The following is an 11,907-nucleotide window of genomic DNA, read 5'->3' as shown; positions in this document are numbered from 1 at the left end:
GAAAATACTGCATCTATAGCCTTTCTGTGCTCTGGTATGAGATACTATCCGGGATAGGGCATAGGGCAAACCGGCTAAACCGGGCATACCTCACTTTTTGAGAACCGCTATAGACCTTGAATCGCCATAAAAACCCGATTTCTGTGGTCTTAATGCGATCGCGAACTCGTACAGATCTATGGCACAAATCATATCATGCGCGATCGCTCTTAGAAACCGCTCCTTCAAGGCTCATTCAACCCTGATAGGAAAGCGACTTTTACAGGTTAGGCGATCGACACAATACTAGCTCGATCGTAAGGCAATCGGTTAGTAGGCAAAACCTCCAGATTAATTTCCACTGAATTCAAAGCCGGATTTTCTGCCAGCACCTTTTGCGTCAAATTCTTATTCACAATTTCCCAGAAATCCGTTTCGTTTGGATAAGCACTCAAGAAATTGTCAATGGCTTTGTAAATCGGCACAAAATCAGGATATTCACCCTGGGTAATTCCTGGTTTATACTGATACTTGACATCAATATTTAGATTATTCAAACCCTGATGTTCGATCGCATAATTAGGAATTTTGAAATCCCAGCCTTCTCCTAATTTGCCATCGGCTGTCCGAGTCACAGTGCTGCTGCGCTTGTAAGGCAATTTTTCCGTCGGTAAAACATCCAAATTAACCGTCACAGACGCAATTGTCGGATTTTCTGCCAGCACTTTTTCCGTCAGGTTTTTGTTCATTATTTCCCAAAAATCTGTTTCGTTTGGGTAATCAACTAAAAAATTGTCAATGCTCTTGTAAATCGGCACAAAATCAGGATATTGATAATCTCGAATCCCATCTTTGTACTTGTAATTTAGATCAATATTCAGGTTGTTTAACCCTTGATGTTCGATTGGGTAATTTGCTAGTGAAAAATTCCACTTTTGACCTAATTGAGCATCCGATGGAAAGAAAGCAATTCCCACTGGACGCTCTAACTTGCTGTCGGGAGAAACAAAAATAGAATTGTTACTCAACAAAGTATTGCTGGATATTGGCAGCGGTTCGTCAGTCTTGCCACTGTAGCGCAAAACAGCACCCGCACCGTTAGCGCTGGCGCGGTTATCAAAGCCCACAGCAAACAAATTGCCGATCGGCGAAAATGCCAAACCACCTACATAATTGCTACTGGGCGAAGTATCAGTATAATTCGTAGGTAAAACCTTAATTAATTCCCCACTGGTTAAATTGTAACGCCTGATATCGTTAGCAAAATCGCTCACATAAAGGTCGCCATCATCAGGCCCGATAGCCATTCCCAAAAGACTCACAAATCCCTGACTCCGAGGCGAAGGTTCGGGCGAAGCAAAGATACTTGACTGCCTGGTTTCCGGGTTGTAACGCAGCACCTGACTGGGGAAACCAGGGCTAAAATCGGCTTCACCGTTACGTGCCACACTCCCCTGCGTTGTCACGTACAAATAGCCGTCAGGAGCAAACAGTAAACCGTTCGGCCCGTTCAATCCTCCCGATTGCTGATTTCCAGCAGCAAATACATCAATGAACTGTCCAGTTTTGCCGTTATATCGGAGAATTTGGTCACTAAAAAAACTACTGACATAAAAATTTCCGTCAGGGCCAAAAGCTAAACCGTAAGGGCGAGACAAGCCGCCTGTTTCATCGGCTGCTGTATTCGGCTTGTCAGCAACAAACCTATCAATATATTCACCAGTAACTCCGTCATACCGCAATACGGCAGATGCTGTCGGTTCTCCCGAATTTCCTGGTTTGTCGCCGCTAGCAATGTAAATGTCTGACTTACCATCGCCGTTACCATCTGGCCCAAAAAGAACTGTATCTGGATTGGACAAACCGACGCTTCCCGCTGGAATAAATTCGCCTAGAAAGTTGCCAGTATTGCCGTCAAACCGCAGTACATTATCTCCCCTAGTATTGCCCACTAGGAATGTTCCTTGAGGATTGCTGGCTTGAGTGCGAGTAACTTTGCTGGTGCGGTTGTAGGGCAAGTTTTGGTTTGGCAAGATGTTAAGATTGACATCAACTGCTGCTAGGGCAGGATTTTCACTGAGGATGTTTTGAGTTAAATTTTTATTGAAAACTTCCCAAAAATCTGTTTCGTTCGGATACTTGGTTAAAAAGTTATCAATGCTTTGGAAAAGTGGCCGGAAATCAAGATAGTTATTGGGAGCAATTCCCGGTTTGTACTGGTAATCAACATCGAGATTTAGTTTGTTGGCTCCTTGGTGATCGATTGCGTAGTTTGTTAAGGACACATTACCATTTTCTTTGACTTGACCGGAACGATTTCGGAAAACTGTGCTAGAGCGATCGTAGGGTAATCTATTCGTTGGCAAAACTTCGAGTTGAATGGTAACATCTGTTAGTGCCGGATTCTCCTCTAGCACTTTTTGGCTCAGATTTTTGTTGATATTTTCCCAAGCATCTGTTTCGTTCGGGTAGTTAATTAGGAAGTTATCAATACTTTTGTAAATTGGCACAAAATCGAGATATTCGTCTTGGGCAATTCCCGGTTTTAAGTCGTAATTTACTTTGATGTTGAGGGTGTTTAAGCCTTGGTGGTTGATAGTATAATCTTTAAAGTTGAAAGTCCATTTTTCTGCTGGTAATAGGGGGGACGTTTGGGATTGTGTGCGCTCTGGCTCGCTATCGATACCGCCAACAGGATAATCCATTCCTGTCAGTTCGTCTCTCTGAATTTGAGTGGAGATATCGCTCTGGGATGTTATACTGCTATTATCGAATTTAAGATTGTTGTTTTCTGAGGGCGGGATGCTAAAGTGGGTGATTGGGTCGAGAAGGTCGATCGCGCTATTAGTCGCAGCCGCCAAATCTGGTGTTTGAGTTAAGTCATAGCTGGTATCAAATAAAACATTGGTATTGCCGTTTGCAATTTGGTTCGTCCGATTGAGGCGATCGAACTTACTCCCAAATAAGTCGGGTATTTCGGCTGAAACACCCGCAATATTTCCCTGAATAGGGTTTTCTTCCAACAGTTCTGTTGTCTGCCACATAAGCTATTTATTTTTGAGCTGATTTTCGCGATCGGATATGAATTTGACTATACCAGTCTTGGACGCATCACAATCAGATTTTAGATTTAGGGATTTAGGGATTTAGGGATTTAGGGATCTATCGATAGTCGGTAACAAGTGAGCGGACTCGCATTCCACACTACGAACCTTTTTTGTTATGGTAATTCAATAGTCAAATGGTTTAATAAGTATCTGGAATTTTAGAAATAATTTGACGTAATATCTGCTACATTTGTCGATCGCACTTCTGTCAATTTCTCAAAAAAATGATTGTTCGATGGGATGGCGCGCGATCGCAGTACAATTACCAACTGTCTTGGTTTAGCCAGCCCCATCCTCAAAATTCAACTGTTCTCCAAGCAGCCCAACAGCCTTCTAGGGGAAACGTCCCGATGGGTTCGGCCTCAACTCTAAGAGCTAATTTGTTAAGTCCTAGCTAAATTGTCTTAAAATATACAAAGGAGTAAAGTGTTTCCCAAGTCACGTAGTATATTAAAGACAGGCAGTAATTTGCAAGAATTCTTGACAATATAAGTACAGCACAACCGCAGTTACCACCTCCTAACTCTTTCCATATCCAAGGGCGCGGCAAGGTGGGATAGAAGACAATAAAAATGCCGACTTTCACTCTTTGCCCGTGCAGTTGCTTTACTCTCAGGTTTGTTCACGTTATTTGCAGCCAGTTACGAGGAGAGTTGACCACCCGTGCTCCAACGCATCAAACAAGACTTAAAAAACGACCTGATCGCAGGTCTGCTGGTAGTGATACCCTTAGCTACTACCATCTGGCTGACAATTACCGTCGCCAGTTGGGTCATCAATTTTCTTACCAAAATTCCCAAGCAGATCAACCCTTTTGACGGACTCAACCCGATTTGGGTCAATCTGCTGAATTTTTTAGTAGGGCTGGCTGTACCCCTGCTGAGCATTTTACTCATCGGTTTAATGGCCCGCAACATCTTCGGGAAGTGGCTGCTAGACTTTGGCGAACGCCTGTTGCAGGCAATTCCCCTAGCGGGTTCGGTTTACAAAACCCTCAAACAACTGCTGGGAACTATTCTTAACTCAAATGACAAATTTCGCCGGGTGGTGTTGGTAGAGTATCCCCGGCGGGGAATCTGGACTTTGGCGTTTGTGACGGGTACGATCGACAGTAACGATATTAAGTCTCATTTGTCCGGCGAAACTCCGATCGGCATTTTCATCCCCACCACGCCAAACCCCACCACCGGATGGTACGCTATAGTCCCGGAAACCGATCTAGTGAATTTGTCAATGTCGATCGAAGATGCCTTTAAACTGATCATCTCCGGCGGCATCGTCAACCCCAGCAACTCAGTTTCAGTCACCGCCGACAACCCCCCAGGCAAAACACTCGAACCTTTAATATCCGAATCTAGATACCAGCGTGTCCCAGTCGAAGAAGACTGAACCAGCCGGAAGCGGAGAAATCCAACACTCAGAAACCCGGTTCATACCAAGAACCAGAAAGCCCGCCCATAAAATTAATATTGAGCACGGTGCAACATCTCAGATTAAAATAGCTGTGGCAATTGCTCGTCTAATATTTTCCCAAAACCTGCCCAGAAACAATCATCACCGAGGGCGGGTTGTTTGCTGATTTTTCTGCTAAAGTCCAAGTTTACAGTCTCAACCAGTATCTAACAATCTCAAAAATTCCGAAATTCCTATCCCAATTTCTATCTAAAAAATATGAAAAAATCCCGCGAAACAGCACGCGAACTCGCACTCCTCGGCATCAGCCAACTACCGTCAAATCCAGAACTCTTAGAAGCGAAGAAACTGGAAGATGTTGTCCTCGCCGCCGTCCGCACTCTGACAGCAGAAGTTCAAGAATCCTTAGAAGCAGCAGCCTCGGAAGTGCAGCGGAGTAGTGACAAACTGCTTGCTAGCGAAATCCGCGCCGGCGATATACAAAGTGCTAGAGTAATGGTGCGCGAAGCTGTGGAACTTACGCAAACCGCCATCAACCGTCTCGGTTCCGCAATGGAGTTTCCAGAAATGCTCCAGCTTGCTAACCAGCAAGATGTCCGCACCTATGCTTTGCAAATCCTGACGAAAGTTAGCGCCAACCGCTCTCAAATTGACGAATTGCTCTCGGAATCCCTCGTGGATTGGCAAATAGATCGGTTGCCCAGGATCGATCGAGATATCATGAGAATTGCGATCGCCGAAATCCTCTATCTCGGCTTAGCCGAACAAGTCGGCGTCAGCGAAGCAGTCCAACTAGCAAAACGTTACAGCGGCGACGAAGGACATCGCTTCATCAACGGAGTCCTCCGCCGAGTAGTCGATAAAATTAACGCAGAAGTTGTCACTCAATAGTCAACAGCCTGCAGTCATTCGTCATCAGTCATTGGTCATTAGTGATTGGCAATCCGCAATCCGCTCTACACTAAGGACTGATGACTAATGGCTAATAACTATATTCCCAATTTCCTATGGTTTTTAATTGGTTTCGTCGCCAGTACAGCGAAAGCGGATCTTCTGAAAAAGAAACTCCCCCCCAGCCAACCCAAGATGAGTCGGCAACTTCGGCACCCGCCGGGCCTCCAACAGATGCAGCAACAGACCAAAGTTCACCCGCTGCCGCCGAAGATTATCTCAATTGGGCGAAAGCTGCTTACAAAAATATTCAAAAACAGCAAAAACCTGAAACAGAAGTAGCCGAGACAGAAGTTGCAGAAGTTGCAGAAGTTGCAGAAGTTGCCGAAGTTGCCGAAGTTGCAGAAGTTGCAGAAGTTGCCGAAGTTGAACCAGCAGAAACTGTTGCAGAAGTTCCAGAAGTTGCACCAGAAGCGATTGTTGAAGCAACCGATGCAGCACAAAATGCAGGATTTGCCGACACAGATCCACAAATCGCTGGGGCGATCGACCTTGCACCCGTTGCTCCACAATTAGAAGTTACAGCAGAAAATATAGAAATTGCCCTACCTGCAACCTCAGTTGTAGAAGAAACCGAGTCGATCGCATCTGAGGCGCAAGCCGACGAATCTCTGCCGTTTTGGGCCAGAGCTCAAGCCGAGCGCATGGATCGCATCGAACGCCTCAAAGAAACCGCCATTGAAGAACCAGAAGTAATTGCAGCCTCCGCCGAAAGAGCCGCAATTATCGAAGAAATTCCCGGTTTCGACTTTGACGAAGGCTTTTTATGGTCATCAGAAATCCTCGCCAGTCAGGGCCGCCGGCCAGATCAAGTATCCGTCGAAGAAATCAGTTGGCTGCAAAAACTGCGGAAAGGCTTAGAAAGAACCCGCCGCAGCTTAATTAATCGACTAAAGGCGATCGTCGGTCAAGGCCCGCTCAACCAAGACGCAGTAGCCGAAATTGAGACTTTGCTCCTACAAGCCGATGTCGGAGTCGCAGCCACCGACATCATTATCAGTCGCCTGCAAGAAAGACTCAAACAAGAAGTTTTACCGCCAGAACAAGCTCTAGCCTTCCTCAAAACCATCCTGCGCGACATTCTCGACGCTCCGACAGCCGAAACCGCCGCCGGCAATCCCGCCTACAGCCTGACTTTTGCTCCAGAAAAAGACACCTTTAACATCTGGTTAATTGTCGGAGTCAACGGTGCGGGCAAAACTACGACGATCGGCAAACTCGCCCACATAGCCCAAAAATCCGGCTACAACACCCTAATAGCCGCCGCCGACACCTTCCGCGCCGCCGCCGTAGAACAAGTCAAAGTTTGGGGGGCCCGCAGCGGTGTCGAAATTATTGCCAACCCAGGCAAAAATACCGATCCCGCAGCAGTCGTGTTTGATGCGATCGCCGCCGCTAACGCCAGAAACACAGAACTGCTGATCGTAGACACCGCAGGCCGCCTGCAAAACAAAAAAAATCTCATGGACGAACTCAGTAAAATCCGTCGCATAGTAGATAAAAAAGCCCCCGGCGCTACCGTAGAATCTCTACTGGTCTTGGATGCCACATTAGGTCAAAATGGTTTGCGACAGGCAGAAGTATTCGCAGAATCTGCCAAATTAAGCGGAGTAGTATTGACAAAACTCGATGGTTCTGCTAAAGGTGGTGTTGCCCTCGCAGTAGTGCAGCAGCTCGGTCTCCCCATCCGCTTTATCGGAGTAGGAGAAAGCATCGAAGATTTGCGCCCGTTTTCTAGTTACGAATTTGTCGAAGCCCTACTGGATTTTAGATTTTAGATTTTAGATTGATGAGGTATCTGCCGCGGGCCCGATTTTTGGAGGCCCGGACAGAACTTCAAAGTCTCAAATTCTTAAGCTCAAACTAGCATCCCACCAAACTACTAAAGAAAAAAAACCGGTTTTCTGCTCGCTGGCGTGCAATATCGTTTCCAGTTGGATCGGTATTGTTCAAACACTCAACACTCAACAATCACGCTTCGGTGCAACTGGACTCTTCTCTAAGTCTTCAATCAATCAAGTTCCTTTTAAGATCAAAAATCACAAATTTAAAATGACTGCTGTGCCTTTGCCTCGTCCCTCACCTCAACCTGCTGACCGCCCGACGGGTCGCAATTCTACCGACGCGACGCCAGTATTTGCCCTCAAAGAACTGGTGGGCCGCTTGCACCGATACCAGCACAACGTTCAAGATATGTTGGGCTCCCTAGGATTTGCCCTCCGCAGTTTTAACAATCTCAATCAATTTTTGGAGTTAGTACCTTTAGTGGCGACTCGCGTTACCGATGCCGACGGGGGAGCTTTAGTGCTGTTCAAACCCAACGGTCAAGTCAGGTTTCAGCAGTTGCACTGTCAGGAAGGAAGGTATTGCCAAGATTTGCAAAAAGCGCTGGAAATGGCCACCAGACAAGCTACAGCAGTTGCTGCCCCGGCTGGTGAATCTGCTTCCTCAATCTCAGGGCAAACTTCTAGTCTCGACCTGCAAGTAAGTCGTTATTTGGGCCCGGATGTTCATTTGTTTGGAACGCCAATTTTAGTCAAAAATTTAGAACGCGGACGGCTTTATGTTTTTAGTAGTGACCCTCAATATCTGTGGACTTCCAGCAGACAGAAATTAGTTCGGTTGGTGGCGGATCAAACCGCCGTGGCAGTCTACAAAGATGAACTTACTGTTAAGTTAGCTGAAAAAGAACGCTTAGATAGAGAATTAGAAATCGGGGCGGAAATTCAATTGCGGCTGCAACCCCGCAGTTGTCCGAAAATTCCCGGTCTTGAGGTGGCCGCCCGCTGCCAAACCGCTAGCAGAGTCGGTGGAGATTATTATGATTTTATTCCCGCTGACTATGACCCGATCGGCAAGGAAAATGAGGGGGAAAACCCCCCATCCCTGATTCAAAATCTTAAGTCCAAAATCGACAAGGGCCGCTGGAGCATCGTCATCGGCGACGTGATGGGCAAGGGAGTGCCGGCGGGACTGTTGATGACGATGACTCGGGGTATGCTGCGGGCCGAGGTTTTGAACCGCCACTCGCCTGCGAGAATTTTGCAACATTTAAACCGAGTAATGCACGCGGATTTGGAAAATTCCCACCGTTTTGTTACTCTGTTTTATTCGGAGTATGACCCGAAAACTCGCGTTTTGTCTTACAGCAATGCTGCTCACCACCCACCTTTGCTGTGGCAAGCTGCAACTAATACGATTCTGGGACTCGATACTTTGGAGGGTATGTTAATTGGTCTCGATCCAGATTCGCACTACCAAGAAGCTCAGGTGCAATTGCAGCCGGGAGATACTATTATTTATTACACTGACGGTTTTACCGATGCTGCTAATCAAAGAGGCGATCGGTTTGATGAGGATAATTTGACTGCGGCTTTTCAGTGGGCTTGTCAAAATTATCAGCAGTCTGAGGAAATTTTGGATTATTTGTTCGATCAAGTTCAGCAGTTTATCGGTATTGGCAATCGCAACGCAGATGACATGACACTGGTTGTACTTAGGGTAACACCTTTAACAGGAGAAAATCAACATGATAGTTAATTTAATGCCGGAAATTATTGCTGGATTGACCGGCTCGATTCATTGGCATGATGCGGTTGATTTGTTAGTTGTAAAATCTCATTTGAATACGGTTATTTTGGGCCAAAGCTACGAGATTTTTACTAATTTCCAGAAAGCTTGGAATCATTTTGTTTCGACTGGTCAAATAGGAGCTTTTTTTATAGGTATATTTGTTGGCTGGTTCGTTAAGGGCATTTTTCCTTAGAGCTTTTGTGGGACTTGGGGCATTAGGAAAAGATTTGATATCAATTCCGGTTGTATTGTCAGGTGACTGTTGACTGTTGATTGTTGACTGTTGACTGTTGACTGTTGACTGTTGCAATGCCCAATCCCTCCGCTTCGCTCCGACCAATGCCCTGTTTGGCCAATGCCCTGTTTGGCCAATGCCCTGTTTGGCCAATGCCCTGTTTGGCCATGACTGTTGACTGTTGACTCGATTTTATTATTCCGATGCAACCGGAAAAGATTTGAAAAGTTAGCAGGCGGGATTTCATTTTTTTGTGATGCAGTATAATTTTAATAATTTTGTAGTCAGGAATTCAGTTTTTTAGTGTCAATACAGGTATAAAAAGTTTGCAGTCGGGATTAAAGTCTTTTTTTGCCGAATTAGGGAAGCAGGATTTTAGTTTGATGCTGCAAATCGGCAGACTTGCATTTCGATGCCCAGAACCGGTTTTTTAAAGACTTCTGCAACAGACATATAATCTAGTTTTACCTTCAGTAATGACAGCACAACAAAAAACTTGGAGTCAAAGATTTGAATCAGCGCTGCACCCAGCGATCGCCCGATTCAATGCTAGTATTGGCTTCGACATTGAACTGATTGAGTACGATTTGACTGGTTCTGTCGCTCATGCTAAAATGCTCGCCAAAACGGGGATTATTTCTGCAGCAGAAGGCGAACAGTTAGTCAATGGTTTGGAACAAATCCGCCGCGAATACCGCGAAGGTCTTTTTGTTCCGGGAGTTGATGCAGAAGACGTTCACTTTGCGGTAGAAAAGCGACTGACGGATATTGTGGGGGATGCGGGCAAAAAGCTGCACACGGCTCGATCGCGCAACGATCAAGCAGGTACTGATACTCGTTTGTATTTGCGCGATCGCATCGCCGAAATTCGCCAGCAATTGCGGGAATTTCAAGGGGTTTTACTCGATATTGCCGAGCTTAACGTCGAAACTTTAATCCCCGGTTACACGCACTTGCAGCGCGCTCAGCCAATCAGTTTGGCTCATTACTTGTTAGCTTATTTTGAAATGTCCGATCGCGATTGGGAACGTCTCGGCGATGTCTCCAAGCGGGTGAATGTTTCGCCTTTGGGTTGCGGTGCGCTGGCGGGGACGACTTTCCCAATCGACCGACATTATACGGCAGAACTCTTGCATTTTGACAAGGTTTATGCTAACAGCTTAGATGGAGTGAGCGATCGAGATTTTGCGATCGAATTTCTCGCAGCCTGCAGCTTGATTTTGGTACACTTGAGCCGCCTGTCAGAAGAAATGATTTTGTGGTCTTCTCACGAATTTGGATTTATTACGCTCAAAGATAGCTGCGCTACAGGTTCTAGCATCATGCCCCAGAAAAAAAATCCCGACGTGCCGGAGTTGGTGCGGGGCAAAGCGGGACGGGTGTTTGGTAACTTGCAAGCCTTGTTAGTAGTAGTGAAGGGACTTCCTTTGGCCTACAACAAAGATTTGCAAGAAGATAAAGAAGCTTTGTTTGATACCGTGAAAACGGTACAGGCTTGCTTGGAAGCAATGACGATTTTGCTCAGGGAAGGAATCGCGTTTAACAAATCGCGCCTCGCCGTGGCTGTTACCGAAGACTTTTCTAACGCTACAGACGTCGCAGACTACTTGGCCGCTAAAGGCGTTCCCTTCCGGGAAGCTTACAACCTCGTCGGGAAAGTCGTCAAAAGTTGCCTTTCGGGGGGCAAACTCCTCAAAGATTTGACACTTGAGGAGTGGAAGGACTTGCACCCAGCGTTTGATACAGACATTTACAGCGCGATCGCGCCTCAGCAAGTGGTGGCGGCTCGCAATAGTTATGGAGGTACCGGGTTTGAACAAGTGAGAAAATCACTTATCGCTGCGCGCGATCGGCTCGCCTAAACATCGTTAAATTCTCGGACAAATTCGGGCTGGCTATCTCTCCGAAAGAACGATCGTGTTTTCCACTCTGGTTCTAAATTGGGCAGATAGCCTGACTCTATTACTCTTCAGCAGCAGCCATATCCTTGTCCCGTCCGCCGCCGCCGCTCATGGCGCCCATCCCGCCGCCGTTGCCGCCGTCAAATCGCCTTCTCTTGTTGGAGAACATATCTTGATTTCTCCGCTTGCGAAATTTGCGAGCGTATGCTTGATTTCGTTGTGCCTTCTCTTTCTTGAGATTGCGGCGCTTAGCCATTATGACCTCACTAATAAACATTGACACTCCCCGCGCCCGAAAGCCCGGGAATTCTTAAGATTGATACTCTGTGCACTCAGGCGTGACTGAGATTCTTGCTTGGGCGAAGTCACTTGCTTCTGACAGGATTTCTCCCGCTAAAGCAGACGTGTCTTCTCCCGAAGCGTAAATTCCGGTATACTATACCGTACTCGATCGGTTCTGTTTCTGTAGCTAGGTTTTGTTCAAATTTAGCTTTCGTGACGCTCCCACAACAATCGCAAGCGATATGGTTTAGGCTTCTGAGTCCTGTTAAGGATATCGAGAACTTCCTTCAAGGTACTCCAATCGTTTCCCTCTACGGCATTTTAAAGTGAGGAACACGTCCCGCCCCACTGATATTTTAAAAAGGAATTGGTTCGTCTCGTTGTCCACCCCTCCACGGCTCAAAGCTATGCTTATGAGATTGTGAACAGGTGGAATCAGGAGTCTCACGCACCTTTTATCCCACAC

Annotated in this window: 9 protein-coding genes; 7 read left to right on the top strand and 2 right to left on the bottom strand. The window is 46.4% G+C overall.

All coding sequences use genetic code 11. The features are described 5' to 3' along the window. Positions 1–266 precede the first annotated feature (266 nt). Positions 267–3,023 carry a Vgb family protein gene (locus QUB13_RS04745; protein WP_333379413.1) on the bottom strand — a complete coding sequence of 919 codons (2,757 nt, stop codon included), beginning with the start codon at positions 3,021–3,023 and terminating at the stop codon, positions 267–269. A gap of 287 nt (positions 3,024–3,310) precedes the next feature. Here QUB13_RS04745 and QUB13_RS04740 point away from each other — a divergent pair, with 287 nt between their 5' ends. The 7 genes from QUB13_RS04740 to argH all read left to right on the top strand — a co-directional run bounded on the left by QUB13_RS04740 (position 3,311) and on the right by argH (position 11,120). Beyond that, complete coding sequence (locus QUB13_RS04740) at positions 3,311–3,484, top strand: hypothetical protein (protein ID WP_333379411.1); 174 nt, start codon at positions 3,311–3,313, stop codon at positions 3,482–3,484. 265 nt (positions 3,485–3,749) lie between these two features. Next, complete coding sequence (locus tag QUB13_RS04735; RefSeq protein WP_333379409.1) at positions 3,750–4,475, top strand: DUF502 domain-containing protein; 726 nt, start codon at positions 3,750–3,752, stop codon at positions 4,473–4,475. Positions 4,476–4,757: 282 nt separating this feature from the next. Further along, positions 4,758–5,390 carry a transcription antitermination factor NusB gene (gene nusB / locus QUB13_RS04730; RefSeq protein WP_194010778.1) on the top strand — a complete coding sequence of 211 codons (633 nt, stop codon included), beginning with the start codon at positions 4,758–4,760 and terminating at the stop codon, positions 5,388–5,390. A gap of 116 nt (positions 5,391–5,506) precedes the next feature. Beyond that, complete coding sequence (gene ftsY / locus QUB13_RS04725) at positions 5,507–7,228, top strand: signal recognition particle-docking protein FtsY (protein WP_333379407.1); 1,722 nt, start codon at positions 5,507–5,509, stop codon at positions 7,226–7,228. Positions 7,229–7,502: 274 nt separating this feature from the next. Next, entirely contained in the window at positions 7,503–8,990 is a 1,488-nt protein-coding gene (locus QUB13_RS04720) for a PP2C family protein-serine/threonine phosphatase (protein ID WP_333379405.1), read from the top strand. After that, positions 8,980–9,216 carry a hypothetical protein gene (locus QUB13_RS04715; protein ID WP_194066727.1) on the top strand — a complete coding sequence of 79 codons (237 nt, stop codon included), beginning with the start codon at positions 8,980–8,982 and terminating at the stop codon, positions 9,214–9,216. The genes QUB13_RS04720 and QUB13_RS04715 overlap by 11 nt, the downstream gene beginning before the upstream one ends. A 518-nt stretch (positions 9,217–9,734) precedes the next feature. Beyond that, positions 9,735–11,120: an argininosuccinate lyase gene (gene argH / locus QUB13_RS04710; protein ID WP_333379403.1), complete on the top strand. Its 1,386-nt coding sequence runs from the start codon at positions 9,735–9,737 to the stop codon at positions 11,118–11,120. A gap of 100 nt (positions 11,121–11,220) precedes the next feature. On the opposite strand, the gene QUB13_RS04705 is transcribed toward argH, so the two are convergent. Next, on the bottom strand, positions 11,221–11,415 hold the full coding sequence (locus QUB13_RS04705) for a hypothetical protein (protein ID WP_194010773.1): 195 nt from the start codon (positions 11,413–11,415) through the stop codon (positions 11,221–11,223). Between the last annotated feature and the right edge of the window lie 492 nt (positions 11,416–11,907).

Source organism: Microcoleus sp. B4-D4 (genome assembly GCF_036705185.1).
GTDB lineage: Bacteria > Cyanobacteriota > Cyanobacteriia > Cyanobacteriales > Microcoleaceae > Microcoleus.
Note: the sequence above shows the minus strand (reverse complement) of the source record. Positions and strands in the feature narration are given on the sequence as shown.

Bases quoted from the DNA above. Each gene is read 5' to 3' on its own strand.
- QUB13_RS04745 (WP_333379413.1), bottom strand. From the start codon at position 3,023: ATGTGGCAGACAACAGAACTGTTGGAAGAAAACCCTATTCAGGGAAAT.
- QUB13_RS04740 (WP_333379411.1), top strand. From the start codon at position 3,311: ATGATTGTTCGATGGGATGGCGCGCGATCGCAGTACAATTACCAACTG.
- nusB (WP_194010778.1), top strand. From the start codon at position 4,758: ATGAAAAAATCCCGCGAAACAGCACGCGAACTCGCACTCCTCGGCATC.
- ftsY (WP_333379407.1), top strand. From the start codon at position 5,507: ATGGTTTTTAATTGGTTTCGTCGCCAGTACAGCGAAAGCGGATCTTCT.
- QUB13_RS04720 (WP_333379405.1), top strand. From the start codon at position 7,503: ATGACTGCTGTGCCTTTGCCTCGTCCCTCACCTCAACCTGCTGACCGC.
- QUB13_RS04715 (WP_194066727.1), top strand. From the start codon at position 8,980: ATGATAGTTAATTTAATGCCGGAAATTATTGCTGGATTGACCGGCTCG.
- argH (WP_333379403.1), top strand. From the start codon at position 9,735: ATGACAGCACAACAAAAAACTTGGAGTCAAAGATTTGAATCAGCGCTG.
- QUB13_RS04705 (WP_194010773.1), bottom strand. From the start codon at position 11,415: ATGGCTAAGCGCCGCAATCTCAAGAAAGAGAAGGCACAACGAAATCAA.